Below are 25,888 nucleotides of genomic sequence, written 5' to 3'. Positions count from 1 at the left end.
GATGCCGGCCAAGGACAAGAAGGCCGCGCTCGCCGATCTCAACGAGGCGCTGAAGTCGCCGCCGCCGGCGATCGAGAACAAAGGCAACATCGATCTCGTGGCGAAATATTACGACAAGCTCGCCGAGGCGCTCGGCGAGGGCGAGGAATAGCCGCAGATAGCCGCAAGCTACCCGTCAACGAAGAAGCCCCGGGAGAAATCTCCGGGGCTTCTTTTTTGTCAGCGATCGTGCGCCTTATAGCGTTTTCGAGCGAAGTGGGTACCGGTTCGCGTGAAGAAAACGTGTCAAAGCAGGAATCTAGAGCTTCGGTTCTGATTCAATCAGAACCGATGATGCTCTAGGTGCGGGTGCGCATCCGCATCATGAAGCTGTCGTAGCTCAATTCAGCCACCTGCATCCACGCCAGCGACTCGGCGCGGAACGCCGTCAGGCTCGTATACATCTTGTTGAAGTGCGGATTGCTCTTGGACAGATCGTTGTAGATTTCGGTGGCGGCGTTGTAGCAGGCCTCCAAGACATCCTGCGGATACGGCTTCAGGATCGTACCCGCAGCGATCAGCCGCTTCAACGCTGCTGCATTGACGTAGTCGTATTTGCCGGTGACCCAGGTGAACGTATCGTAGGAAGCGGTCTCGATCGCGGCCTGATAGTGCTTCGGCAGGGCATTGAACTTGTCGAGGTTCATGATGTTGTGACCCTGCCCGGTGCCTTCCCACCAGCCGGGATAATAATAATACTTGGCGACCTTCACGAAGCCGAGCTTTTCGTCGTCGTACGGTCCGACCCACTCGGCGGCATCGATGGTGCCCTTTTCCAGCGCCGGGTAAATGTCGCCGGCCGCGATCTGCTGCGGCACGCCGCCGACCTTGGCGATGATGGTGCCCGCGAAACCGCCGATGCGGAATTTCAGGCCCTTGAAGTCGTCCACGGACTTGATTTCCTTCCGAAACCAGCCGCCCATCTGGGCGCCGGTGCTGCCGGTCGGAACGCCTACGCATTGATACTCTTTCAGGAGGTCATTGAGCATATCCATGCCGCCACCGAACCGCAGCCAGGAGATATGCGCGCGGGTATTGAGGCCGAACGGCAACGAGGTGCCGAAGGTGAAGGCAGGATTCTTGCCCCAATAGTAATAGAGCGCCGTGTTGCCCATCTCCACGGTGCCGTTCGAGACGGCGTCGAGCACCTGCAAGGCTGGCACGATTTCGCCGGCGCCAAATGATTGAATCTGGAACTTATTATCGGTGATGTCGGCGACGCGCTTGGCAAAATATTCGCAACCGCCGTAGAGCGTATCGAGGGACTTCGGCCAGCTTGCCGCAAGCCGCCACTTTACCTCCGGGTTCGATTGCGCAATCGCAGGCGCGGCCACCGCACTCGTGGCAAGACCGACGCCGCCCACCTTCAAGAAATCACGACGCTTCATTTTTTGCTTCCCCTCTGCTTTTTGCCGATACCCGACCAAGGGACGACGGTCTCATGCCGTCTTCTCTGATAACCGATGGCCGGTGCTGGACTGTTGTTTAAGGACGTGGGCCCTGAAACCTAGGCTCTTGGTGATGCAATCAATTTTCCCGGCTTTATGGACCTGCGGGCAGGATGACGAATTAGTGATTGATAATCAAGGGTTCTGGTTCCGCCGCAGTTGCGAAGGACTGCCTGAATACTGAGCGTTTGAGCTGCTGCAGCCAACGAAAGGCCAAGACTGCGAGCGATGCGCGGCAAGCTAATCGGAAATGCCGCATCGCAGTAATTCCGCAGCGCGAGCGCATTCGGCGACCAACGCCATTCAACGTCAGGCATAGCAAGGTGGTGGATTTTCCAGCCGCCGCACCGGTACGCGTTGCGCGATCGTCACCGCGCGGAAAACGCCGCTTCCATCGCTCGGCGCGTCTTGATGGTGTCGTTGTTTTCGTCGACCTCGACATCGCTCCAGCGCACCACCGCGCCATGGGCGACGTCGTTCTTCAGCTTGACGCGATGGGCAAGTCCGATCGGCAGCGCGCCAGCCGAGAGGCTTTTTCGTGCCGGCATCAGTTTGCCCCACACCGTGTAGCCGCCTTCGCCGTCGAGCATTTCGCCCGCGCGCAGATCGCGCTTTGCGACCGCTGCGACGTCGCCACGAAAATCATGCGGCTGTCCGGTGGGCTCGTTGCGCAGCGCTGCCGACAGGATGGAAATATTCAGTTCGAGGCCGATCAGATGATACGGCTTGTACATCGCCGCATATCGACCCGAGGCATCGGTCTTCAGCCCATATTGCCTGAAGCAATCGGCGGCATAATCGTTCGGCGCTTCCAGCACGACATAGACACCCCAGCGCAGGTCACGGAAGACAGGACGGCCGTCGCGCTCGAGCGACGACACGACCTCCGCAAGGCCAGCCTTTTCCAGGACACCGCCCGCTTCACGCGGCCGCATCACATGCGGCAGATCGTCGACGCCGCAGGGCGGAAACAGCAAGCCATCCGATGGCACGTCCAGCCCGCAAGCGTTTGCGATCGCCGCCATTTCGATCGCGGATTTGGTGCCGTCCAGAAACGAGTTGAACATCTGTGGATTCATGCCGGCCGATTGCGCTTCGCCGGCCGTCAGCCCGTAATGGCTCCAGACACCGTCCGGCGTCACGTCGTGATAGGCCGGCAGATATTTGGTGCCCTTGCCGGCGGCGACGACGCGAAAACCCGTCGCGCGCGCCCAGTCCACCATCTCCGCCGTCAGCGCCGGCTGGTCGCCATAGGCCAGTGAATAGACCACGCCCGCCTTGCGGGCTTCCTCGGCCAACAGCGGTCCGGCCAGCACGTCGGCCTCGACATTGACCATGACGACATGCTTGCCGGCCGCAATCGCCGCGCGGGCATGCCGGATGCCGACGGCCGGGTTACCGGTCGCTTCTACCATGACGTCCATTGCGCCGCCGGCAATCGCGCGCGCGCCGTCATCGGTGAAAGCCGTTCGTGCGATCCGCGCCTCGTCCCAGCCGACGGTACGGCACGCTTCGCGGGCGCGATCGCGATCGAGGTCGATGATGACGGACACTTCGAGTCCCGGCGTATGCGGCACCTGCGACAGGAACATCGAGCCGAATTTTCCGGCGCCGATCAGGGCGACGCGAACCGGCTTACCGGTGGCAAGGCGGGCGTTGAGGAGGCGATGAAGGTTCATGGAAGAATCCCAACAGGTAGCGCGGCAGCAATGATTGTTCCGTCATGGCCGGGCATAGCCGTCTGAAGGACGGCGTCGCTTCCGCTCGCCTATGTCCCGGCCATCCACGTCTTTTCCGCCGCGGCATCGCAAGACGTGGATGCCCGGGACATCTAGCGCGAAGACGCGCTTCGCGCTTGTGCCCGGGCATGACGAGTGTTCTAAAATGATTTCAAACTACTCCGCCGCCTGGCGATGGGCGCGCGCAAGCCGCAGCAACGCATCATCCTCCACCGTTTGGATCGGCGTAAAATCGCGGTGCGCGATATATTCCGGCCGCGTCGGGGTACGGATGTAGTTCGAAACCGCATTCAGCGTCAGGTAGACGATCTTGCGCGGATAGGGCGTGATGTTGCCGCTTGATCCGTGCACCAGGTTGCCGTGGAACATCAGCATGCCGCCGGCCTTGCCGGTGGGGGCTACGATGCCGCCTTCCTTCACCAGCCGGGTGACGGTCGCCTCGTCGAGCGTCCACAGCGGATAGGAGGTGGTCTCCAGGTCATGCGAGGCCTTGAGGTCGCCGGCGTGCTGGCTCTTCGGCACCAGCATCAAGGGTCCGTTGATCGGCATCACCTCGTCGAGGAAGATCGCGATGTTCATCGCGCGCGGTTCAAGCATGCCGTCGTCGCGCTTCCAGGTGCCGTAATCCTGGTGCCACTGCCAGACGTCGCCCGTGAAGGCGGCTTTGGCGTTGATCTTGAACTGATGCATGTAGACCTTCTCGCCGAAGAGCTGCTCGATCGGCTCGATCATGCGGGGATGGGCGCCGAGCGCGCCGAACGCCTCGTTATAGAGGTGCGCGGCAAAGGCGGTGCGCGGCGCGCCGCTCTTCTCGCGCCACACCTCCGGCCGGTTGGCGTCGTAGATGCCTTCGGCCTCGCGCGCGAGATAGGCCACTTCCTCGGGGCTGAACAGCTCGGGCAGGAACAGCCAGCCTTCGCGGTTGAAGAATTCGATCTGCTGCGGCGTCAGTTTCATGGCGTTTCCTCCTTTGGTTTTTATTTTGTTGTCATTCCGGGGCGCGCGAAGCGCGAACTACGATGCGCAATTGCACATCGGAGAATCTCGAGGTTCCCCGATGCGCAATAGCGCATCTGAGGTCTGGTCCTTCGGACCATCCCGGAACGACGGCGCTTGCTATGCCGCCTTGTCGGTCGCTTTCAATCGCTCCTCCGTCATCCGTCCCGCCGTTTGCGCATGCGCCAGCGCTGCGGCTTCCGCGGCCTTCGCATTGCCCGCAAAGATCTGCGCTGCAATCGCCTCGTGCTCGGCCCAGGCGCTTTCGCGGTAATCGAGTTCGGCCAGCACAGTCGCCATCGAGCGGCGCATATGCGGCCATTGCGGCACGATCATTTCCTCGATCGCGGGATTGCCCGCGAGGCGATAGATTGCGCTGTGAAAATCGACGTCGAGCGCGATCAGCCGCGCCAGCGGCGTGTCTCTGCCGATGGTCCGCCCTGCGCGCAGCGCTGCGTCGAGTTGCGCGCGACCCGAAGTGTCGATCTTGGCCCGTCCGGCGGCGAGCCGTGCCGCCAGCGCATCGATCGCACCGCGCACCTCGTAGAGCTGGCGGATGCGCTCCGGGTCGAGCCGGGTGACTTCAAAGCCGCGCCGGCCGCTTTCGGCGACGAGCCCCTGCCGGTGCAGCAAATGCAGCGCGTGGGACACCGGCTGGCGCGATACACCGAGCTTTTCCGCAAGCTCATTCTGCCGGATGCGATGGCCGGGTGGCAGCGAACGATCGGTGATCGCCTCGAGGATCCGGGCATAGACCTGGTCAATCAGGTTGGGGAGCGGATCCAATGGGATCATGCCGGCTGTTCATTTCGAATACGGAATTCAGAATTCAATAATAGAGGACAATCCGACCCCGGTCAAGGTTCTAGGATCGGGGTGCTGCGGCGGGTGCCTGGGACTATGCTGCGCCAAGGGGCGATCGGAGGTCCGCAATGAGCAGCGATGCAGCCGGCTTCATTGGCAACATCCCGCAGTATTACGATGAGGGCCTCGGCCCGATCATCTTCACCGAATATGCAGCCGATATCTCAAGGCGCGCAGCCGCCAGCCGCCCGGCGCGGGTGCTCGAAACCGCCGCCGGCACAGGGATCGTCACCCGGAAATTGCGTGACGCACTGCCTGATGACACGCGACTGATCGCGACCGATCTCAATCCGCCGATGCTCGATATTGCACGCGCCAAATTTCGGCCCGACGAGCAGGTCGAATTCCAGCCTGCAGATGCGACCGCGCTTCCCTTCGCCGATCAAAGCTTCGACGCCATCGCCTGTCAGTTCGGCGTGATGTTCTTTCCCGACAAGGCAAGATCCTTTGCTGAAGCCTATCGCCTGCTCGCCCGGGGCGGCCGCTATGTGCTCAGTGTCTGGGACTCCCATCGGTACAACTCGTTCGGCCGCATCGCGCATGAGGTGGCGGGGCGCTTCTTCCCTGCCGATCCGCCGCAGTTCTACAGCGTGCCGTTCTCCTGCCATCAGATCGATCCGATCAAGGAGTATCTGATCGCGGCCGGCTTCGACGACATCGGCATCGCCGTGATCAGACAGGAGCGCGAGCTTCCTGACACCGCGAACTTCGCGCGAGCGGCGGTCCATGGTAACCCGCTGATCGATCAGGTGCGGGCGCGCGGAGGCGTCGATCCGGAACGCATCGTCGACGCGCTGACGCAGGAATTTCGCCGCGAATTCGGCGATCCCGGCCGGATGCCGATTCAGGCGATCGTGTTTTCCGCGACGAAGAAATGACCCTGCTCACGGGAGCAGGGTGACGTTGAGCTCGCCGATCTGTTCGGCGTCCGCCACAGCATCGATCGCTGATATCCGCTCGCCGCGGATGGTTAGCCGCACCACGATGCGCAATTGCCCGCCGAAGATAACGGCGAGCGCCGGAGCGCCGTCGACGAGCGCCGGTTTGGCGGCCTGCGCGCGGCCCTTGAAGAACTCTGCAACCGCGGTAGCGCCGCGGATCTCGGCGAGCGAACCGAGCCGCTGCGCCGCTTGGTCGGCGCGCACCACCACGTCGGGATCCAGCACTGCGAGCAGTCCTTCGAAGTCACCTTCACGCGAGGCCTTTAGGAAGGCGTCGACGATGCTTTTCTGCCGGCCGAAGTCGGCGTCCGGCGGCGGCGTGCCCTGCACCCGGCGGCGGGCGCGGCTCGCCAATTGCCTCGCCGCAGTGGGTGTGCGGCCGACGATCGGGGCAATCTCCTCGAACGGCACGGCAAACATGTCGTGCAGCACGAAGGCCAGCCGCTCGGCCGGCGCCAGGGTTTCCAGCACCACCAGCAGCGCGGCGCCGACGGAATCGGCCATTTCCGCATCGCGCCCATGCGCATCGTCAGCGACTGGTTCCGGAACATGCGGCCCCATCGGCTCCTCGCGCCGCGATTTGCGCGAGCGCAGCATGTCGAGGCAGATACGGGCGACAACGGTGGTCAGCCAGCCGCCGAGGTTTTCGACCGCCTGGGTGTCGGAACGGTTCAGCCGCAGCCAGGTCTCCTGCACGGCATCGTCGACCTCACTGGTCGAACCCAGCATGCGGTAGGCCACCGCCCTCAGGCGGGCCCGGTTGGCCTCGAATTGGTCAGCCAAAAACTTTTTCTCGTCCATCGGTCACATTCCCATGTCGCGTTCCGTCTTGGCTATGACGAACGAAAGCGCGCCGATGTGACAGCAAATCGGCGGTAAGCGGCGTCAGAACGGAACAACTCATGGAGAGTAGAAATGATGCACGCACGCATGAACCACCCGGTCATGGTCGTCCCCGACGCCATGAAGGCGCTGCAGGCGCTGGGTGAATTGACCAAGAAGAACTTGCCGGAAAAACTGCTCGAGCTAGTGCATCTGCGCGCCAGCCAGATCAATGGCTGCAGCGCCTGCGTCGACATGCACCCCAAGATCGCCAAGCGGGCCGGGGAGACCGATGAGCGCCTGTTCTCGGTCGCAGCATGGCGCGACACCCCCTATTTCACCGAAGGCGAGCGTGCGGCCCTGGCGTTGACGGAAGCCCTGACCCGGCTCAGCGACCGCGCCGATCCGGTGCCGGATGTGGTCTGGAGCGAGGCCGACAAGCATTTCGACGAGGCCGAGCTCGCGGCGCTGATTCTGGCGATTGCCAATATCAATGTCTGGAACAGGCTCAACGTGGCCGTGCGCCAGCCGGCAGGCGTCTGGAAGGGGTAGCCTGCGACCAAATTCCGCTCAATTTTAGCGCGCCGGATCGTGCTTATTTCACCGGCGCGCGCTAAACAACAAGCCCGGCCGGATCGGCCGGGCTTTCGCTTCTCTTGCTTCATCCCGTTTCCCGATCATGGCCGTCCTTTTAGACCAGACATCGATGCTGCGGCCGACCATCCGAAAGCGGATACTCGGCATCGCCATCGGTTTGATCTTTCTGATGGCGATCACGTCGGCGTTGTCGACGGTGATGACGCGCAAGATTGCCCATCAGCTCGACGAGTTCAGCTCCAAATATGTCGAAGCGTACGGACATCTGGCGCGGATGAATGTCCGCTCGCTCGAGCAGGCGCTGGCGCTGCGCCGGATCGTGATCGGCAGGATGCAGTCGCCGCCCGACATGGCATTCTCTGCAGATCAGCGAAAAATCTATGAAACGAAGGGACAGGAAATCGAACAGGAGGCGCAGGCGGCGCGCGCCCTGATCAACGCGATCATCGACGATGTCTCCACCGAATCCGATAACGCCCGGCTCGGCCGGATCGACGATCGAATCGAGCGCGTGACCATCGATCTCCGTCGCTATCTCGGTGAGGAGTACATGCGGCTGTTGTCCCTGCTCGATGCCGGGAATTTCGCAGAGGCCAGGGCCGGCCTGGCCAGGACCGATACGCTGCGCGACGAACTCAATCAAAGGATCGAAGATATCCGCACGGACATGCTTGCGCAGGTCCGCAGCGATGCCGTGATGACGATGCGCGACCAGAAGACTGCGATTGTGATCTCTGTTGTCCTGACCTTGCTTGCGGGCATCCTTGGACTGATGTTTTCACTTTTCATCAGCATCGGCATTACGCGACCGGTGCGGCGTTTGCTGGAAGGTACCCGTGCGGTCGAAGCCGGCCGGCTCGACGGATCGATCGACGTCACGACGCGCGACGAGATCGGCCAGCTCACGACGGCCTTCAACAACATGGTCGAGCAATTGCGCCACAAGGAACACCTGCGCGAAACCTTCGGCCGCTACGTCGACCCGCGCGTCGTGGAGGGGCTGATTGACCCGCAATCGCTGGCTGCGAGCAATGGCGAGCGGCGGGTGATGACGGTGCTGTTCTGCGACATGAAGGGCTTTACCAGCCTCAGCGAAGGCACGACGCCGCAAGGCCTCGTCAAGGTGATGAACCATTATCTGTCGACGATGTCGGGACCGATCCGCAGCCATCGCGGCATCATCGACAAATATATCGGCGACGCGATCATGGCCTATTGGGGGCCTCCGTTTACCGAGCATGGCGAGCAAGCACGTCTTGCCTGTCTTGCTGCCGTCGAAATGGCGGATCGCGGTACGACGCTGCGCACGGAGCTGCCCGAGCTGCTTGGTGTGCGCACCGTGCCAAGCGACTGCGAGGTGCGCATCGGCATTGCGACCGGTGAGGTGCTGGTCGGCAGCATCGGCTCGGAATTCATGATGAGCTACACGGTGATGGGCGATGCGGTGAATCTGGCGTCGCGCCTGGAGAGCGTCAACAAGATCTACGGCAGCCACTCGCTGGTTTCCGAGGCTACGATCACGGCGGCCGGCGATGCGGTGGAATCGCGCGAGATCGATCGGCTGGTGGTCGTCGGCCAGACTCGTCCCGAAGCGGTGTTCGAGATCATCGGGCGCAAGGGCGAGTTGACCGAGAAGCAGCTAGCGCTGCAGGCGCGGTACGCCGAGGGGCTGGCTGCCTATCGGTCGCGCCGCTGGGATGACGCACGCCGGGCGTTCCAGGCCGCGCTTGAGGCCGTCCCCGGCGACGGACCGTCCAAAGCGATGGCGCATCGTGTCGAGAACTTTCAGGCTAATCCGCCGGCCGCCGATTGGGATGGCGCGTGGCGGCTGGATCAGAAGTAAACAGGGCGACGCGTTTACGCTGCGAGAAACTCCAGCACCACGTCGCAAAATTCCTGCGGCGCCTGTTCGAACATCCAGTGGCGGGTGCCCGGGATGATAGCGGTCCTTGCGCCCGGAATATGCTCGGCCAGCACGCGCCAGATCACCGCCAGAGCGCCCTTGGTGTCGCCGCCGCCGATCAACAGCGTTGGTGTATTGATCGATTTGGCCTCGCTCTTCAGAAACGGCTTGCGGTTTTCGCCGACTTGGCCAAGCAGCGTATAGATGTTGTCGCGCAATTGCTGTCGTGGCGCCGCAGGCCACCGCGCCCACGCGCCTTCACCGTCGATCCCATCGACAAAGAGCGCGAGCGCACCGTCGATGTCGCCGTTTCGCACCATCTCGGCAGCTATTGGAACGCGCGGACCCAGCGGCACGGGGCCGGGAGGCAGGCTTGTCGGTTGCAGCGCCGGTTCGAGATCGCCCCCCGGCTCGGCAAGAATGGCCCTGCGCAACAGATCCGGCCGCGCCTGCGCCACCCGGAATCCAATATGGCCGCCGCGGGAATGGCCGATCAGATTGACCGGCCCGGCATTCAGCTTTTCGATGAAGCCGATGACGTCGGCGGTGTGCTGCGCCATCAGATAGTCGTTGCCTACCCCGTTCCAGTGCTCCGGAAAGAACCGCCGCAGGCTCAGCGCAATCACGCGGTGCTTCCTCGACAATGGCCCAAGCACGGCATTCCAGGTGCGGAAGTCGCCTAGTGTGCCGTGCACGAGAACCAGTGGCGGGATGTTGGCCGTGCCTCGGCCAACATCGAGATAGGCGATGTCATAGCCATTGACGCTCAAGGTCTGCATCGCGATCAATCCTCCGCGAGATATGTCAAAACGATCTCGCAATATTTCTGTGGCGCCTGTTCGAACATCGGATGCGTGGCGTTCGGGATTATCTCGGTGCGCGATCCCTTCACGTTGGCCGCCAGCGCATGCAGCACCCGCGGGAACGCGCCCTTGGTGTTGGCGCCGCCGATGAACAGCGTCGGTGTCCTGATCGCTTCAGCATCCGCCCTGGAGAGCAGCGGACGCTGGTCGCGGGTTTGCCCGACCAGTGTCGTGGCGTTGTCGCGCAAAAGCTGTTTCGGCGTCGCCGGCAAGCGCCTCCAGGCGCCGGGCCCTTCCAGCGCATCCAGGAAGATCTGCAGGCCGCCGTCGATGTCGCCTTTGACGATTGCCTCGGCGGAAGTCGCAATCTGAGCGGCCAGTGGCGAGGGGCCGGGCTGGTAGGCGGGATCGAGCGTGGCGTCGAGTTCGCCGCCGGGTTCGGCCAGGATCAGCTTGCGCAACAGATCAGGCCGCCGTTGAGCGACGCGAAAACAGATGTTCCCGCCGCGGGAATGGCCCATCAGGTCGACCGGTCTGGTATCCAGCTTCTCGATAAAGGCGATGACGTCGTCGACGTGTTGCGCGGTCGAGTAGGTTTCGCCGACGCCGTCCCAACGGTCGGGGAAAAAATGCCGTAACGACGGCGCGATCACCCGGTGCCTGCGCGTCAGCGGTCCGAGCACCGACGACCAGATCCGGAAATCGCACAGCGAACCATGAACGCAGACCAGCGGCGGGCCATCGCCAGCGCCCTGGCCGATATCGAGATAGGCCATGTCATAGCCGTTGACGTTTATGGTTTGCATGGGATCTCGTGAGGTGAGGTGGGACCAAGGGCCATTGAAGGGCGCTGGCGAGAACCCCAGATCAGCGGAAGTTGTTCATGCCGTCAAGTTCCCTCAGGTTTCGGGTGGATAGCAATAATCTCCAAGCCTAGATTTGGGCCCAAGAGGAAGCTGGGTGGCATTGAACAGGAGAATGTGGAGCCAGCCATGACCGGGCACCATTTTACGATATTCGACACTGCGATCGGCCGCTGCGGCATCGTGTGGGGCGAGCGCGGCATCACCTCGGTGCAATTGCCGATGGGCGACGAGAAGAAGACCCGCACCCGCCTGCAGCAGCGCCATGGCGACCTGATCGAGGCGCCGCCGCCCGCGAAGGTGCAGGCCGCGATCGAGGGGATTGTGGAGCTGCTCGAGGGCAAGCCGCACGACCTCGCCGATGTCGTGCTCGATCTCGACGGCGTTCCCGAATTCAACCGCGGCGTCTATGACATCGCGCGCACGATACCGCCGGGCAAGACCATGACCTATGGCGACATCGCCAAGAAACTCGGCGGCGTCGAGCTGTCGCGCGACGTCGGCCAGGCGCTGGGTCGCAACCCCTGTCCGATCGTGGTGCCGTGCCATCGCGTGCTGGCGGCGGGCAACAAGCCCGGCGGCTTCTCCGCCAATGGCGGTGTGGTGACGAAGCTGAAGATGCTGACGATCGAAGGCGCGGTCGTGAACCACACGCCCAGCCTGTTCGATTGAGCGGTCGCCCTACCGTCCCTTGAAGTTGGGCAGCCGCTTCTCGTTGAAGGCCAGCACGCCCTCGCGGCGATCCTCGGTCGGGACCATGCGGTTGTAGGCTTCGATCTCGAGCGCGAGGCCGTCCCGCAGCGACAATTGCAGGCCGCGATGGATCGACAGTTTTGCCTGGCGGACGGAGATCGGCGCGTTGCGGGCGATGCGCGAGGCGGTCGCCAAGGCCGCCGGCAATAGTTCGGGTAGCGGAAAGACTTCGTTCACAAGCCCCCAGGCGTGGGCTTCGGCCGCGGTAAACGGCTTGCCGGTCAGGATCAATTCCTTGGCGCGGCGCTCGCCGACGGCTCGCGGAAGCGTCTGCGTCCCGCCGCCGCCGGGCATGATGCCGAGCGTGACTTCGGTAAGCGCGAAGCGAGCATTCTCCGCTGCGTAGAGGAAGTCGCAGCAGCCTGCGATCTCGCAGCCGCCGCCATAGGCCGCGCCATTGACAGCGCCGATGATCGGGACCGGGCAGTCGATCAGCGCCCGCACCATCCGCTCGAAGATGACGTGCTGGCGCGTCCATGTCTCGTCGGTCATGCGGCGCCGCTCCTTCAGGTCGCCGCCGGCGCAGAACGCCTTGTCGCCAGTGCCAGTGAGAACGATGCAGCGCAGGCTCTTCGGATCGAGCGCCGTATCCTCGAAATAGCGCACGAGGTCGCGCCCCATCTGGGTGTTGAGTGCGTTGGATGCGTCCGGCCGGTTGAGCCTGACGATAGCTACATGTTCATCGATCGGCTCGATCGAAAGCGTGTCGAAAGCGGAGGGAGTCGAGCTCATGTCGCCTCGCAGGAGAATCCGCTGCCCTTGCGCCGGATCTTTCCGACCGACGGGGAGGGGAAATGCGCGGTGCAGCACAGCGTATCGGTGTCGCAGTAGCGCTCCATGAAATTGCGGCGCGTCGTTGCGGCTTGGGCCTGATCGACGTCGAACTTCACGGACAATTCCGGATAACGCGTCTGCAACGGCGAATGCATCAAATCGCCGGAGAACACGGCGTCGTCCTTGCCGCGGCCGAAGGTGAAGGCGGCATGCCCGGGCGTGTGGCCCGGCGTCGGCAGGATGCGGGTGTGGTCGCCGATCGCGTAGTCGCTGCGGACGATCTCGGCCTGTTTCGCCTCGACGACCGGGAGCACGCTGTCGCCAAACGCCGGCACGGGCGTTTTCGCGTGGGTCTCCGTCCAGTAGTCGAACTCGGTCTTGTCGAACACGTAACGCGCTTTGGGGAAGGTCGGCACCCAGCGGCCATTGTCGAGCCGCGTGTTCCAGCCGACATGGTCGACATGCAGATGCGTGCACATGACATAGTCGATATCGGCGACGGTAAAGCCCGCCGCGGCCAGACCGCGGAGATAAGTATCGTCGGTCTTCATGTTCCATTTCGGCCGCTGCGGCCGCGGCTTGTCGTTGCCGATGCAGCTATCGATCAGGATGGTGTGATGCGGGGTCTTCACGACATAGGACTGGAAGCACAGGATCAGCACGTCCTTGTCGTCGAGCGCGCCGGCCTTTTGCATCCACGCCCGGTTCTCCGCCAGCACCTCCGGCGTCAGGCCCGGCAGCATTTCCAGCGCCGGCAGGAAGGTGGTTTCCTGCTCGATGATGCGGTGGATGGTGAGGTCGCCGACAGTGAATTTCAGGCTCATGCTATTTCCCGCTTGATTAGCGCGTGTTGTTGTCGCGAACGGACGGAAGGATGTAGTTTGCCATCATGTCGAGCGCCGCGTCGCCCTGGTATGGCCGAAAATAGAGGCCCGATGTCGTCATCACCACAAGGTCGCGGTCGGGCACGATGAAAATGCGCTGGCCGCCCGAGCCCATCGCCGCAATCCACTTCACTTCCTTCTCCTGCGCAATCGAGCGGCCCATCCACCATTGCTGGCCATAAAAGAAAAGACCGCTGAAATAGCCGATCGCCTGAAAACGCGGCGTGACCGATTGCGCGATCCATTTGGCCGAGACGATCTGCTTGCTGTTCCAGTCGCCCTTGTTTAGCACGAGCTGGCCGATCTTTGCGGCGTCGCGCGGGCGAAGACGAAGGCCGACGGCCGGGGCAATCTTTTCGTTCGCGTACTTCATCCACTCCCAGTCGGAGATGCCGAGCGGTGCGAACAGCGTGTCGCGCGCGAACGCCTCCAGCGATTTGCCCGACACGCGCTCGATGATGTTGCCGAGCAGGTCCGTGCCGCCGCCATTGTAGGTCCACACCGTGTCAGGCGGTGCAGCGACAGGCTTCGACAGAACATAGCGTATCGGATCAGCCTCGTTGCCCAGATGTGGTTCGTCGTTTTTTGGGTCTTTCCAGCCGCGGTTCTCGTCCCATTGAATGCCCGACGACATGGTCAGGAGATGGCGGAGGGTGATGTTGTCCCAACCCGGCGACTTCTGTGCGGAGTAATCCGGAAAGAATTTAACGACAGGCTCGTCGGCGCTCTTGATCAGCTTGCGATCGATCGCAATCCCGACCAGCAGCGAGATCACGCTCTTCGAGGCTGAGCGCATGTCGTGCTTGGTGGTGGCATCGAAATCGTGCTGCCCGCCGCCCTGGCCCCAGGGCTCGTCATATCCTGCAAAGTATTGTTCGAAGACGAGCTTGCCGTGACGAACGATGACCACGGCGTGAACGTTGGCTTCGATTTCCTTGAGCCGCGCCGAGATGGCGCACAGCCGTACACTATCGAGGCCGGCGCTATCAGGGGAATCGATGGTCCAGCCGTCGCCAAGCGCGGCGGGCAGACCGCAAGCCGGACTTCCTTGGCTCCGCGCCTGCGTAGCCGACGCCGCGAGCATGAAAACGGCAGCGAAGCCGAGGCGCCGCAATTTTTTGCCAACCTCGCGCATGCTGCCATCTCCGTTTTTGTTGTTACGCCGGTGGCGGGGCCGAGATTTTTACCGACGGCCGCTCCAGCATTTTCTGATGGAAAGCGTCCAGCTTCGGATAGGCCTTGCGCCAGCCGCAATCGGCGAAGCGGAAATCGGCATAGCCGAGTACGCATACAAGCCCGATCTGCACGATATCGAGCGGCCGCGACAGCACCTCAGGCTTGTTCTCGAACCGCGCCATGCTGGCCCACGCCCGCTTCCAATGATCATCAGACCATGCCTGCCAGCGCAGCGGCTCCGGCCGAACCATGCCCTCGTAGCGGCACAGCAGCATGGAATCGAGCATGCCCTGCAGCAGGGAATGATCGCTCTTCACCTTCCATCGGTCGGGACCGGAGGTCGGGATCAGCTTGCCGCCGCCGGCGAGCTCATCGAGATATTCGACGATAACATAGGAATCGAGAATGACGTCGCCATTGTCGAGGATCAGCACCGGCAGCTTCTTCAGCGGCGTGATCTTCGAATATTCCTCGTTCGGCTGCCCCGGCGCGACGGTCGCGGGAGTGAATTCTATTCTGTCGATCAGGCCGGTCTCGATCGCGGCGATGCGCACTTTTCGGGCGAACGGCGAGGCGGGGGAGAAGGTGAGTTTCATGCGGATTCCCTAAACGATACTCAAACGGGATTTCAGGCGTCATTGCCTGCGACAAATGCGGAGCATTTACGCAAGGGAGCGAAGCGACGAAGCAAGCCATTCTTGCTTTGCGGCCTCATGGATTGCTTCGCTTCGCTCGCAATGACGTGGATGGTGCCGGAGTCCGACGCCACCGCACTCAGGCCGCGATGATTTCCTGGCGTTGCTCGCCGAGGCCTTCGATGCCCAGTGTAACCACGTCGCCGACGTTGAGGAAGGTCGGCGGCTTCATGCCGAGACCGACGCCGGGCGGGGTGCCTGTGGTGACGATGTCGCCGGGCAACAGCGTCATGAACTGCGAGACATAGGAAATGCATTTCGCCATCGAGAAGATCATGGTCGAGGTGTTGCCGGTCTGGCGGCGCTGGCCGTTGACGTCGAGCCACATGCCGAGCTTCTGCACGTCAGGGATTTCGTCCTTGGTCACCAGCCACGGGCCAAGCGGGCCGAACGTGTCGTGCGACTTGCCCTTGGTCCACTGGCCGCCACGCTCCTGCTGGAAATTGCGCTCGGAGACGTCGTTGCAGACGCAATAGCCGGCGATGTGGTTCAACGCGTCGGCTTCCGAGACGTACTTGGCGCGGGTGCCAATGATGGCGGCGATCTCGACTTCCCAGTCAAGCTTGGTGGAGCCGCGCGGCTTTTCGACCGCGTCGTTCGGACCCGACAGCGAGGTGTTGGCCTTGATGAAGAAGATCGGCTCGGTCGGGATTGGCGATCCCGTCTCCTTGGCGTGGTCGCTGTAGTTCAGGCCGATCGCGACGAATTTCGAGATGCCGGTGACCGGCGCGCCGAAGCGTTGCTTGCCGTCGACGGCGGGAAGCTTGGAGGTATCCAGCGCCGCGAGCTTGGCGAGCCCGGCCGGCGCATAGGCCTCACCGTCGAGATCCCTGACCTGCGCCGAAAGATCGCGCAACTGGCCGGATTTATCGATCAGGCCGGGCTTTTCCGCGCCCTTGGCGCCGTAACGAACGAGCTTCATTTTGTCACTCCCTGCGGGGTTTATCAGGCTTATCGGTGGTATACCTCGACACGCTTCATGGAACAGCGGGGCAGGAAATTCAACTGCCGAAAGCGCAGGGTAGGGTGGGCAAAGGCGCCCTTGCGCCGTGTCCACCATCGATCGCCGGGGCGCAATATTGCATGGTGGGCGCGCTGCGCTTTGCCCACCCTACAAATTGTCCAACGCAACGAACCGGAACGCGTCGCCGTCGCGCCTGATGTGACCGGCACTGAAATGCCCGCCGATCACCAGCGTCGGCGTATCGCCAAAGCGCTCGAATAGTTCGCGACGTGTTTCGGCCGACTGCCGGGGATCGGAATCGACCGTGGACGACCAGTCGAGATGGGCCATCTGGCAGGGATGGTGGGCGACGTCCCCCGTCAGCAGGCCTTCCTCGCCGTCCGACCTGATGTGGACGCTCATATGGCCGGGGCTGTGGCCGGGTGTCGGGATCAGGGTGATTTCATCCGTCAGCCTGGCATCGCTGGCAACGAGCTCGGCCTTGCCGGCCTCCGCAATCGGCTTCACGGAATCGTTGAATACGGCCACCCTGTCCGGCGCGTCGCTGTGGTCGCGCCAGTACTCGTATTCGGTCTTGCCGAACACGTACCGCGCATTGGCGAAGGTCGGCACCCATTTGCCGCCGACAAGCTTCGTATTCCATCCGACATGGTCGACATGCAGATGCGTGCACAGCACGGTGTCGATGCTGTCGGGCGGGAAGCCCGCCGCCGTCAGCTTGTCGAGGAACGGGTCCTTCCGGTTGTTCCAGGTCGGCACGTTGCGGCCCTGCTTGTCGTTGCCGAGCCCGGTGTCGACAATGATCCGGCGCGTGGGCGTCTCGACCAAGAACGAATGGATCGACATTTTCAGCCGGCCCTCCTCGGTCGCGAAAGGCGGAATGAGCCAGGGCAGTTTCTGGATTTCCTCGTTGGTCGCGAGCGGCAGGATGAAACGGGTGCTGCCGACCGTCTCCATTTCGACGGCCCTGGTGATCCTGACCCTGCCCACGCTCCAGTGCATCCGGCGCTTCCTCATCGTTTCTATTGTTCGGGCAAGGATGCGGGTTTCCATGTTCCGGTGCAATGGATCAATCTGACGGCGTTCGGCGTTATCGCATAGCCCGTATGAGGAGCATGCGATGCCAGAACTCACGATTTCGCCTGAGAAAGTCGGCTTTCTGATCGAGAAGGCCCGGCAGTTCGACGTCAAGGAAGCGGCATCCGATCCGGACTCCGGATCCAATCCCGCCGACGACGAAATGATCGATGTGCTCGAGGACAACGGACGCGATCCGGTCGCGCGCGAGATCGCCGGTTTCATCGATGCGCTGAGCGAGGACGAGCAGGTCGATCTCGTTGCGCTGATGCGGCTCGGCCGCGGCGATGGAACCATCGAGGAATGGAAAGATTTGCGGCGGCAGGCCGCGGAAGGACGAAGCGGTCCCACCGCGCGCTATCTGCTGGGCGAGCCGATGCTCGGCGACCTTCTCGCCGAAGGTCTCGGCGAGTTCGGCCTGTCCTGGACGGAGGGACGGACTACACCGATCCAGTAGCTGTAGCTACCTGGCGCAGTCCACGATCACCGTGCCGAGCTTGTCGCCTTTCTCTACCGCAAGATGTGCCTGCGCGGTGTCCGAGAGCGCAAACTGGGCTGCTACGTTGTGGATACGCGGCCCCGCCGCCAGCCATTTCGTGATGTCGGCCTGAGCCGCCGCCAATAATGGCTGTGGCAGCGCGAACAGCACCAGCGCGCGCAGCGCGATGCATTTTTCCATCAACTCGCGCATCGGCACGACCGGCGTGCGATTGCCGTTGCTGGCATAGACCGCGATCGTCGAATTGATGCCATCAGTTTCAGCGTGGTATCAATATTGCCGCCGAAATCGACATCGACGACGCGGTCGACGCCGCGTCCTCCAGTGAAGGCCATCGCCTTGGCGACGACATCCTCCGTCTTGTAATTGATGACGAGGTCTGCGCCGGCTAGCCGCGCCTGCTCGGCCTTGGCTGCCGAACTGACGGTCGCGATCACCTTGGCACCGCCCCATTTGGCGAGTTGCACGGCATAGTGACCGACGGCGCCGGCGCCGCCGGTGACGAGCACCGTCTGTCCCACGATCGGGCCATCGCAATAGAGGCAGGTCCACGCGGTCATGCCGGGGATGCCGAGCGTGGCGCCTTCCGCAAACGACAAATCGTCGGGCAGCGGCGTCACCAGATGTTCGGCGAGCGAAATATACTCCGCCGCCGTGCCGAACGCGCGGCCGTTGCGCTGGCCGTTGAACAGCCAGACGCGCTGGCCGGCCTTGAGTCGCGTGACGCCGTCGCCGATCTGATCGACGATCCCCGCACCGTCGCTGTTCGGAATGACGCGCGGATATTCCATCGGCCGGTAGCCGCCGCCGCGACGGCCGACATCGGCGGGATTGACGCCGGACGCCTCCAGCCGCAGCCGGACTTCGCCCGGGCCGGCCACCGGCGTCGGCATCTCGCCATAGGTGAGCACCTCGGGCGCGGGGCCCGCTCGCTCGTACCAGACTGCCTTCATAGCGTGCCCGGAAACGCGCCGCCGTCGAGCAGGATGTTTTGGCCGGTGATGTAGCCGGCCTTGGCGCCGCACAGGAACGCACAGGCATAGCCAAACTCATCGGGCTCGCCGAACCGTCCGGCCGGATTTTGCTTGGCGCGCTCGGCAAACACCTGGTCCGGCGTGATGCCGCGCTTCTCGGCTTCCGCTTTCCCCACGCCGCGCAGGCGGTCGGTGTCGAACGGTCCCGGCAGCAGCGCATTGATGGTGACGTTGCTGATCACGGTCTTGCGCGACAGCCCGGCGACGAAGCCGGTGAGGCCGGCGCGCGCGCCGTTGGAAAGGCCGAGGATATCGATCGGCGCCTTCACCGCGGCGGAGGTGATGTTGACGATGCGGCCGAATTTCCGCGCCATCATGCCGTCCACCGTCGCCTTGATCAGTTCGATCGGCGTCAGCATGTTGGCGTCGATCGCCTTGATCCAGTCGTCGCGGGTCCAGTTGCGGAAATCGCCGGGCGGCGGGCCGCCGGCATTGTTGATCAGGATATCCGGCTCGGGGCAGGCTTTCAGCGCCGCCTCGCGCCCGGCTGGCGTCGTGATGTCACCGGCGACTTCCGTGACGGTGATGCCCGGATAGGCTTTGCGGATTTCATCGGCGGTCTTTTTTAGCGCCTCCGCGCCGCGCGCCGTCAGCGTGACATGCACGCCTTCATTGGCCAGCGCCATGGCGCAGGCCCGGCCCAGCCCCTTGCTCGATGCGCAGACGATGGCGCGGCGGCCTTTGATCCCAAGATCCACTGTTTCTCTCCCGTTATGTCAGGTGATTGTTGAAGGTTGATGGAACTACTGTAGCCAACTCGCGCGCGCCTGATAAGTCACCGAGGCCTGCTGATAATGCATATTGCGATCCCGGAAATCGGTTGTATCGAACGTCATCGCGAGACAACGTAGGGTGGGCAAAGGCGCTCTTGCGCCGTGCCCACCATCCATCCGCATCAACACTAAGAGTGGTGGGCACGCTTCGCTTTGCCCACCCTACGCTTCTCGCAAGTTCCGGGGGCAATCAATTCGCCCGCATCTCCGCCTTGATCATGTCGGCGGCCTTCTCTCCGATCATGATGGTCGGCGCATTGGTGTTGCCGCCGATCAGCGTCGGCATGACCGAGGCATCGACCACCCGCAATCCCTCGACGCCGTACACTTTCAGCTTTGGATCGACCACGGCCATCGGATCGTTGACGCCCATCTTGGCTGACCCGACCGGGTGATAGACGGTGTCGACGCGCTCGCGCAAGGGGTTGCGGATGCGTCATCGCTATGCACGCCTGCCGTGAACATCTCCTTCTTCTGCAACGCGCGCAGCGCCGGCGTCTCCATCAGCCGCCGCGTGGTCTTGAAGCCCGCCACCATGGTTTCCAGGTCATCCGCCTCGCCGAAGAAGTTCGGATCGATCGCGGGCGCTGCGAACGGATCGGCACTGCCGAGCGAAACGCTGCCACGGCTCTTTGGCCGCAGCAGGCAGACGTGGCAGGTAAAGCCGGTGCCGCGATGGCGCTTGCGGCCATGATCGTCGGCCAGCGCCATGCCGAAATGAAGCTGGATATCGGGGATGGCGAGGTCGGGCCGGGTTTTCAGGAAGCCGCCGCATTCGGCGAAGTTCGACGTCATCGGCCCCCTTCGTTCGCGCCGGTACTGGCCGATGGTCCGCAGCAGCCGCGGCAGGGCCTTGAGCGAGATGCCGTTGAAGTTGGGATTGTCGGACATGTAGCCGAACACGAAGTCCGGGTGATCCTGCAGGTTCTGTCCGACGCCGGGCAGATGATGCACGGTGGCGATGCCGTGCTTGCCAAGCGCCGCGCCGTCGCCGATGCCCGAGAGCATCAGCAGCTGCGGGGTCTGGAATGCGCCGGAGGACACGATCACCTCGCGCCGGGCGCGGATCTGCTTCAACTCCTTGCCCTGGCGATATTCGACGCCGACCGCGCGCGCCTTCGAACAGGATGCGGGTGGCATGGGCATGGGTCTCGACGCGCAGATTGGCGCGGTTTCCCATATGCGGGTGGATATAGGCGCGCGCGGCGCTGCAACGTTCGCCGTTCTTCTGCGTCAGTTGATAGATGCCGAGGCCCTCGTGCTCGTCGGCGTTGAAATCCTCGCGCAGCCGAAACTGCGCTTCCTGCGCGGCCTGCAGGAAGATCTGCTGCACCGGATTGCCGCTGCGCGACTTGTTGACGGCGAGCGGCCCGCCCTTGCCGTGATACTCGCCGTCGAAATCGGCATTGTTTTCCGCGCGCTTGAAGTAAGGCAGCACGTCGGCGAACGACCAGCCGGCATTGCCGAGGGAAGCCCATTGATCGTAGTCGGCGCAGTGGCCGCGGATATAGACCATCGCGTTGATCGCGGAAGAGCCGCCGAGCCCCTTGCCGCGCGGCTGATAGCCGATGCGGCCGTTGAGGCCCTTCTGCGGCACGGTGTTGAAGGCCCAGTTGTTGACGTTGCCTGCGACCATCAGCACGAGTGCGAACGGTGTCGTCACCACCCAATTGTCGTTCTTGCCGCCGGCGTCCAGCACCGCCACCGAAATGTTCGGGTCCTCCGACAGCCGCCCGGCCACCGTGCAGCCGCCCGAGCCGCCGCCGGCCACCACGAAGTCGAATGTATCCGTCACGCGCATCCCCCGGATTTTTTGTTCTGGCGACCTGTCCGGCCACACTTTGGGGGCTAAAACTCGGCTTTTGCGGCGTTTATGGCAAGAGCGGTTCCAGGAGGCGGTTTTGCCTCGTCAAACCCCCGTTTTTGCTGTCATAAAATCCTCAAAAGCGGAGCCTTTCCCCTTTCCAAAGCAGGGCGACGTTGATACATACCGCTCGCGCCCGACGGCTTCGGCCCGGGTCGCCTTCTCAGGAAGTCTCCGAACGGGATCGATCGGCGTCATCTGACGTTCGCCGGGATCGTTTCGGCACCGGCTTTTCGAAGGCAACGCAACGGTTTAACGCGGGGTGGAGCAGCCCGGTAGCTCGTCAGGCTCATAACCTGAAGGTCATAGGTTCAAATCCTATCCCCGCAACCAAGACAAAGCCCGCAACGCCAACGCGTTAGCGGGCTTTTTCATGAGCTAATTCGCCCATGCCGCCTCTAAACGGCACAATTCAAAAAATGCTAGTGAATGCTAGGCTTTCCAACCAAGTGGCATGGTGTGTCCGCTGTTCCATGTCACATTCTTGGCACATGAAATGGGGTGCGCCGTTCGCCAAACGTTCGTGCATTAAGCGTCAATTGTCATCGCGTGCCGATATGCTGCGTAGCTAGTAGGGAAGGGCCCAGCGGCCGGGCCTGATGGCGGATAGCCGCGCCGGCGAGACCACCAAAACCAGCCCGCGCCGCACCTCCCAAACGTCTCCAGCGCCCGGTCGGCAAAGAAGACTTCGATGTTGAAACCGGTTCGTGGGTCGATGTCGAAGAGCGGCTCGCGGCAGGGGCGTTGGGGGTAGGACGTCGGGGCCATCACGCCGCCCTTTCAGCGGGCTCGGCAAGGGCCAAGCCGCGAAGGTAGTCCGCCGCTTTGGATGCCCGGCTGCAGGCTGTAAAGAACGCCCGTTTGTCGGCCTCCAGAAGGTCAATCCATGAGGCAATATAGCCAGCGCTCCGGACGTCCCCGTCAAAGCCAAATTCTGCGCACAGGAACGCGGCGCCCAACTCCGCTATCAATTCCTCCGCCGCGTAGTCGCGCGAGCCGAACCGATTTTTCAGATCCCGATCGAGACGCGACTTGTGTCCACTCCAGTGCGTAAGCTCATGGAACGCCACATTGTAGAAATGATCCGCGCCTTTGAACCCGGCGAATGCAGGCATCGAGATAAAATCGCGGCTTAACACATACAACGCCTCTCCATGTCCTTCGCGGATATCCGCGCCAGTTGAGCCCAAGAATGCGTCAGCAATCTCGTCTCGCGTGTCGGGATTGCGGACGCGCATCGGCTTTCCCGTGTTGATGCTATCGGGAAGGCTTTCGCATTGATCCACATTGAAAACCGTGTACTCACGCATCATCGGGACTAGGCGCGTTCCAGTGCCGTCGTCCGCGCACTCGTCTCGAACTTGTAGCTGCTTCACGAAATAGACCTTCGTGCCGCGCTCGCCCTTGCGGACGTTGCCGCCCAACTCCAAAGCCTGCTTAAACGTAAGAAAGCGCGGCGTGCGATAGCCGGCTGCCTGTGCCATCCACAACAGAACGATGTTGCAGCCGGAGTAAGGCCGGTTGCTGACAGCATTGCACGGGGTATTGGCACCGGGGATGGCCGACCAGGGCTTAACCCAAGGGGCGGCACCGGCTTCTAGCTGCGCAATAATGCGCGCAGATACCTCCGCATGGAGGTCACGTTTCATAGCCCGCCTCGCTGTTATGGCTGACGCGACCACGATCGGCCGCGTGCCATAGCCGCGTTGGGCAGAGCTCTCAGTCGGGCATCAGGCGAAGGCGCAAAATCTACCCCCCGGGGAGCATGGACAGGGCGCCCCTGTCTCGCTTCGCGAGACCTCACCGGAAAATACCCAGGACCAAAAAAGTAGAGTTAAGCTTTTGTTAAGCACCCGCCTGGCGGTTCTTGTGGCGCGCTTAGGTTTGGTCAGGCTGAGGACGCCGCTTCACCCCCGTGGAGCAAGGTCCCAGTCGCGCGCGCGAGACTACATCGCGAAACACCTGGCCAGATAACGCTGATCACGTTTCTTCTTCATCCTCATCATCGTCCTGGTCGTCGTCATCTGCGTCTACAGACATGGCGTCGATATAGTCGCGTCGGATGTTGCGAAGTGAGCGTTTAGTGGCTTGATCCGTTACAAAAAACCACCATCCGTTCGTTCGCTTTCCAGCGATTGCGGTCGCCGCCTCGGTGGGGCTCGAGAATGCGATGCCATCAACATCTATTGTCCCGTCAGGAAGAAGCGTAGCCACGCGATGGCTGTGCTGCTTTCGACGAGGGTAGAGTGGTAGTCCGGGCTCGAGCTTGCCGCCCGCGATAAGATCTGACAGGTCAACCTTCCTGCGGACAGTCGATTTGTCTCGAGCGAACCCCGAACGATGATTTGCTGGTACTGGCCAAATCTGACTGATGACCCGCACGAGTTCCTTCGTTCGGGTGCGAATAGCTTGGTCTGTCCACTGATCGGCACCTTTCTTCAAAAGGTCCCGGTTCAAAATCAACACGTCATGTTTTTCAAGTAAAGCACGTTTGCCGCCATTGCCGGACCAAGGGCCGTTAGAAACTTTGGAATTAATTTTACCGGTAAGCAGCGTCAAATTGCCGAGGGTGTGGATGATGCTTTCTCGCTCTGCCTCGTCACTCCCATCTTGAATGGCCCAATGTGTGTGCCACTTTCTTGGCATCACATGTTCGATGGCGAGCTTGCCCCTGCCGACGCGCTCGTCGCCCAGACCGTTTTGCCCATTGCTCCAACCTCTCAGATGGTCTTCGATGGCCTCAAGCACCATTCGGAGGCGCCCACGGCCCAGGCGCCTGTATGCCTGTAGTGATACAAGCTCCTGCTCAAGCTCAACGTCATCAGGCCAGTACCTGCTTCCCGTCGTCTGTCCGGCCAGGAAAGCCTCGATAACATCACCCGCGATGTCACGATTTGACTTATGTAGGAGCGCTATTAGCTCAGCTACGACCTGATTATAGTTTTTGGTCGTTGCACGAACCAGCATTCGGCGAACCATCCAGCTTTCTATTACAGAGAGGGCCTTTGCGAATTGCGGGGGAGGAATTGCCGACTGTTCCGGGTCAAGCAAGTCGAGCACCAGGGGCTTGATGACCTCGCTTTCGAGAACGCCAGTTCGATAGCCGAACAAGCCCACACCATCGATCGGCCCAGTGTTGGTAGACGCGGCGGTGATAAAGCTGCGGTAAACGCCAGCGGCGGTGTGAACTTGCTCAAGCAACTTGTGCATGGGCAGTTCAGCCTCATGGTCTGCAAACCGTTTAAATCGGTCGAACACCTCTCGAGCCAAAACCTCTTCGCCGGTGCGAGCAATCAGCCAGTGGTTGAGGAATGTGGCGGAACGGGAGTAGCGAAGGCGTCCTACGCTAGTTTCTGTCTCCCAAAATGCTGTCTCAAAATCTTTCCAGTTCTTTTGATAGGCTTCCTCAACGTTGGCGCCAGCTTCGAGCAGCCGCTGGAAAATGAAGTTCTTGATTAGGTCCGCTGCGGTAAGCTGCGCGCCGCGGGCGTTCAAAGTCTCAAAAATCTCCTGTGCGTTTTCGTCGACCGTAAGGTCGATCACCACAATCTGCAGAAGTTCCCGGACTACGGTCTCAATGGCCGCCGCGCGCGTTTGTGTCACTTCCGAACCGACTGCGTTTAGCCATTCGCGCGCCTGATCACTGAAGAACCGGTGCGCTTCCACCATCTTTTCTCCACGGTGGCCGACCGCATCGTAGTCCATAGGAAGCGTAGCTCCCATAACGGCGTTGAATGCTGGCCGGTCACGGTTCGTCGGCCAGACTTTAAAGCGATCTTCATGCTTTGAGCAAAACGGCTCAGCGTTTCTTACTAGCGGTTCAAGCCTCATTGCCGGTTGCAATGCCTGAACCGCCATCAATTCCGCATGGAGCGCGTCAAGCAGCAATTGCAGCGTGGTCAACCGCTGCTGACCATCAATTACAGTCCGCTCCTGCATTTGACCTGTTTGCTTCTGCATTTGTTGCAGAACTACGGCGCCGAGAAAATGAGGGTGATGCTTTTCGGTAGGCTGCTTCAGCACTCTGTCCGCAACCCGCACCACGTCGTTCCAGAGCGGCTCCCATTGATTTTCTTCGTTCCAAACATACGGACGCTGAAACAGGGGAACGACAAATCTCTGGGGCTGCATAAAGACCATTTGAGGGGTGCGGACTTGCGTTTCCATTGCGCTTCTTGCCTTCCTGCTTACCCGGAAATCAGCCGAAACTTCTAACCTACTCGTTCATGATGCCCTTCGCGCAAGATGTGCACAACCTTTTCGGGCGCGTTTCCACATTGCAATCGGCTCGTCTTCGATGTTATTGCGATGCGTGCAGCGCGGTGCGTTTCATCACCTTCGACTTTCGACTTTCGACTTTCGATGAAGATGAGTCCAATC

General features: G+C 61.9%; 24 protein-coding genes, 1 tRNA gene and 1 pseudogene (1 of these 26 only partly in view). 7 read left to right on the top strand and 19 right to left on the bottom strand.

Annotated features, from left to right (window positions below; all coding sequences use genetic code 11):
• On the top strand, window positions 1–151 hold the 3' end of the coding sequence (locus V1286_RS29980; protein WP_334485755.1) for a hypothetical protein. 458 nt of this gene lie to the left of the window's left edge; only the last 151 of its 609 coding nucleotides appear in the window; its start codon lies off the left edge, out of view; it ends in the stop codon at window positions 149–151.
• A gap of 187 nt (window positions 152–338) precedes the next feature.
• On the opposite strand, the gene V1286_RS29975 is transcribed toward V1286_RS29980, so the two are convergent.
• The 4 genes from V1286_RS29975 to V1286_RS29960 all read right to left on the bottom strand — a co-directional run bounded on the left by V1286_RS29975 (window position 339) and on the right by V1286_RS29960 (window position 5,017).
• Window positions 339–1,427 (bottom strand): TRAP transporter substrate-binding protein, encoded by a 1,089-nt coding sequence (locus V1286_RS29975; protein ID WP_334485753.1) that lies wholly within the window; start codon window positions 1,425–1,427, stop codon window positions 339–341.
• A gap of 428 nt (window positions 1,428–1,855) precedes the next feature.
• Window positions 1,856–3,166 carry an NAD(P)H-dependent oxidoreductase gene (locus V1286_RS29970; protein WP_334485751.1) on the bottom strand — a complete coding sequence of 437 codons (1,311 nt, stop codon included), beginning with the start codon at window positions 3,164–3,166 and terminating at the stop codon, window positions 1,856–1,858.
• A gap of 216 nt (window positions 3,167–3,382) precedes the next feature.
• Window positions 3,383–4,183, bottom strand: a complete 801-nt coding sequence (locus V1286_RS29965; RefSeq protein ID WP_334485749.1) for a phytanoyl-CoA dioxygenase family protein — start codon at window positions 4,181–4,183, stop codon at window positions 3,383–3,385.
• 159 nt (window positions 4,184–4,342) lie between these two features.
• Window positions 4,343–5,017 (bottom strand): GntR family transcriptional regulator, encoded by a 675-nt coding sequence (locus tag V1286_RS29960; RefSeq protein ID WP_334485747.1) that lies wholly within the window; start codon window positions 5,015–5,017, stop codon window positions 4,343–4,345.
• A gap of 137 nt (window positions 5,018–5,154) precedes the next feature.
• On the opposite strand from V1286_RS29960, the gene V1286_RS29955 reads away from it, so the two are divergent.
• Window positions 5,155–5,964 carry a class I SAM-dependent methyltransferase gene (locus V1286_RS29955; protein WP_334485745.1) on the top strand — a complete coding sequence of 270 codons (810 nt, stop codon included), beginning with the start codon at window positions 5,155–5,157 and terminating at the stop codon, window positions 5,962–5,964.
• A 6-nt stretch (window positions 5,965–5,970) separates the two neighbouring features.
• On the opposite strand, the gene V1286_RS29950 is transcribed toward V1286_RS29955, so the two are convergent.
• The gene (locus tag V1286_RS29950) at window positions 5,971–6,828 is read right to left on the bottom strand and encodes a sigma-70 family RNA polymerase sigma factor (protein WP_334485743.1); all 858 of its coding nucleotides are present in this window, start codon (window positions 6,826–6,828) and stop codon (window positions 5,971–5,973) included.
• A 117-nt stretch (window positions 6,829–6,945) separates the two neighbouring features.
• On the opposite strand from V1286_RS29950, the gene V1286_RS29945 reads away from it, so the two are divergent.
• The gene (locus V1286_RS29945; protein WP_334489996.1) at window positions 6,946–7,401 is read left to right on the top strand and encodes a carboxymuconolactone decarboxylase family protein; all 456 of its coding nucleotides are present in this window, start codon (window positions 6,946–6,948) and stop codon (window positions 7,399–7,401) included.
• Window positions 7,402–7,528: 127 nt separating this feature from the next.
• Window positions 7,529–9,289 (top strand): adenylate/guanylate cyclase domain-containing protein, encoded by a 1,761-nt coding sequence (locus V1286_RS29940; RefSeq protein WP_334485741.1) that lies wholly within the window; start codon window positions 7,529–7,531, stop codon window positions 9,287–9,289.
• Between the two features lie 14 nt (window positions 9,290–9,303).
• On the opposite strand, the gene V1286_RS29935 is transcribed toward V1286_RS29940, so the two are convergent.
• Both V1286_RS29935 and V1286_RS29930 read right to left on the bottom strand, forming a co-directional pair.
• Window positions 9,304–10,128, bottom strand: coding sequence for an alpha/beta fold hydrolase (locus V1286_RS29935; RefSeq protein WP_334485739.1), 825 nt, complete (start codon window positions 10,126–10,128; stop codon window positions 9,304–9,306).
• Window positions 10,129–10,133: 5 nt separating this feature from the next.
• On the bottom strand, window positions 10,134–10,958 hold the full coding sequence (locus tag V1286_RS29930; RefSeq protein ID WP_334485737.1) for an alpha/beta fold hydrolase: 825 nt from the start codon (window positions 10,956–10,958) through the stop codon (window positions 10,134–10,136).
• 186 nt (window positions 10,959–11,144) lie between these two features.
• On the opposite strand from V1286_RS29930, the gene V1286_RS29925 reads away from it, so the two are divergent.
• Window positions 11,145–11,687 carry a methylated-DNA--[protein]-cysteine S-methyltransferase gene (locus V1286_RS29925; RefSeq protein WP_334485735.1) on the top strand — a complete coding sequence of 181 codons (543 nt, stop codon included), beginning with the start codon at window positions 11,145–11,147 and terminating at the stop codon, window positions 11,685–11,687.
• A 9-nt stretch (window positions 11,688–11,696) separates the two neighbouring features.
• Here V1286_RS29925 and V1286_RS29920 read toward each other — a convergent pair whose 3' ends face one another.
• From V1286_RS29920 to V1286_RS29895, 6 genes are all read right to left on the bottom strand, one after another.
• Window positions 11,697–12,500 (bottom strand): enoyl-CoA hydratase/isomerase family protein, encoded by an 804-nt coding sequence (locus V1286_RS29920; RefSeq protein WP_334485733.1) that lies wholly within the window; start codon window positions 12,498–12,500, stop codon window positions 11,697–11,699.
• Window positions 12,497–13,366, bottom strand: coding sequence for an MBL fold metallo-hydrolase (locus V1286_RS29915; RefSeq protein WP_334485731.1), 870 nt, complete (start codon window positions 13,364–13,366; stop codon window positions 12,497–12,499). The genes V1286_RS29920 and V1286_RS29915 overlap by 4 nt, the downstream gene beginning before the upstream one ends.
• A 16-nt stretch (window positions 13,367–13,382) precedes the next feature.
• The gene (locus V1286_RS29910) at window positions 13,383–14,561 is read right to left on the bottom strand and encodes a serine hydrolase domain-containing protein (RefSeq protein ID WP_334485729.1); all 1,179 of its coding nucleotides are present in this window, start codon (window positions 14,559–14,561) and stop codon (window positions 13,383–13,385) included.
• 22 nt (window positions 14,562–14,583) lie between these two features.
• Entirely contained in the window at window positions 14,584–15,198 is a 615-nt protein-coding gene (locus V1286_RS29905; protein ID WP_334485727.1) for a glutathione S-transferase family protein, read from the bottom strand.
• 178 nt (window positions 15,199–15,376) lie between these two features.
• A complete protein-coding gene (locus V1286_RS29900) occupies window positions 15,377–16,219 on the bottom strand; it encodes a fumarylacetoacetate hydrolase family protein (RefSeq protein ID WP_334485725.1) in 843 nt (280 codons plus the stop codon).
• A 189-nt stretch (window positions 16,220–16,408) separates the two neighbouring features.
• Window positions 16,409–17,263: an MBL fold metallo-hydrolase gene (locus V1286_RS29895; RefSeq protein WP_334485723.1), complete on the bottom strand. Its 855-nt coding sequence runs from the start codon at window positions 17,261–17,263 to the stop codon at window positions 16,409–16,411.
• Between the two features lie 118 nt (window positions 17,264–17,381).
• Between V1286_RS29895 and V1286_RS29890 the strand changes: the two genes are divergently transcribed.
• The gene (locus V1286_RS29890) at window positions 17,382–17,795 is read left to right on the top strand and encodes a DUF3775 domain-containing protein (RefSeq protein WP_334485722.1); all 414 of its coding nucleotides are present in this window, start codon (window positions 17,382–17,384) and stop codon (window positions 17,793–17,795) included.
• 6 nt (window positions 17,796–17,801) lie between these two features.
• Here the strand turns inward: V1286_RS29890 and V1286_RS29885 are convergent, their stop codons facing one another.
• The 4 genes and pseudogenes from V1286_RS29885 to V1286_RS29870 all read right to left on the bottom strand — a co-directional run bounded on the left by V1286_RS29885 (window position 17,802) and on the right by V1286_RS29870 (window position 21,439).
• Complete coding sequence (locus tag V1286_RS29885; RefSeq protein ID WP_334485720.1) at window positions 17,802–18,029, bottom strand: MDR/zinc-dependent alcohol dehydrogenase-like family protein; 228 nt, start codon at window positions 18,027–18,029, stop codon at window positions 17,802–17,804.
• The gene (locus V1286_RS29880; RefSeq protein WP_334485718.1) at window positions 18,017–18,790 is read right to left on the bottom strand and encodes an NADPH:quinone reductase; all 774 of its coding nucleotides are present in this window, start codon (window positions 18,788–18,790) and stop codon (window positions 18,017–18,019) included. Before V1286_RS29880 ends, V1286_RS29885 begins: the two co-directional genes overlap by 13 nt.
• Window positions 18,787–19,569 (bottom strand): SDR family oxidoreductase, encoded by a 783-nt coding sequence (locus V1286_RS29875; protein WP_334485716.1) that lies wholly within the window; start codon window positions 19,567–19,569, stop codon window positions 18,787–18,789. The genes V1286_RS29880 and V1286_RS29875 overlap by 4 nt, the downstream gene beginning before the upstream one ends.
• Window positions 19,570–19,834: 265 nt before the next feature.
• A pseudogene (locus tag V1286_RS29870) lies at window positions 19,835–21,439 on the bottom strand (GMC family oxidoreductase).
• A gap of 325 nt (window positions 21,440–21,764) precedes the next feature.
• Between V1286_RS29870 and V1286_RS29865 the strand changes: the two are divergent.
• Window positions 21,765–21,841, top strand: a tRNA-Met gene (locus tag V1286_RS29865).
• A gap of 434 nt (window positions 21,842–22,275) precedes the next feature.
• Here the strand turns inward: V1286_RS29865 and V1286_RS29860 are convergent.
• Window positions 22,276–23,157, bottom strand: a complete 882-nt coding sequence (locus tag V1286_RS29860; protein ID WP_334485714.1) for an ArdC family protein — start codon at window positions 23,155–23,157, stop codon at window positions 22,276–22,278.
• Window positions 23,158–23,488: 331 nt separating this feature from the next.
• Window positions 23,489–25,675, bottom strand: a complete 2,187-nt coding sequence (locus V1286_RS29855) for a GmrSD restriction endonuclease domain-containing protein (protein ID WP_334485712.1) — start codon at window positions 25,673–25,675, stop codon at window positions 23,489–23,491.
• Window positions 25,676–25,888: the final 213 nt, after the last annotated feature.

Source organism: Bradyrhizobium algeriense (assembly GCF_036924595.1).
GTDB lineage: Bacteria > Pseudomonadota > Alphaproteobacteria > Rhizobiales > Xanthobacteraceae > Bradyrhizobium > Bradyrhizobium algeriense.
This window is presented reverse-complemented; position numbering and strand designations above follow the sequence as displayed.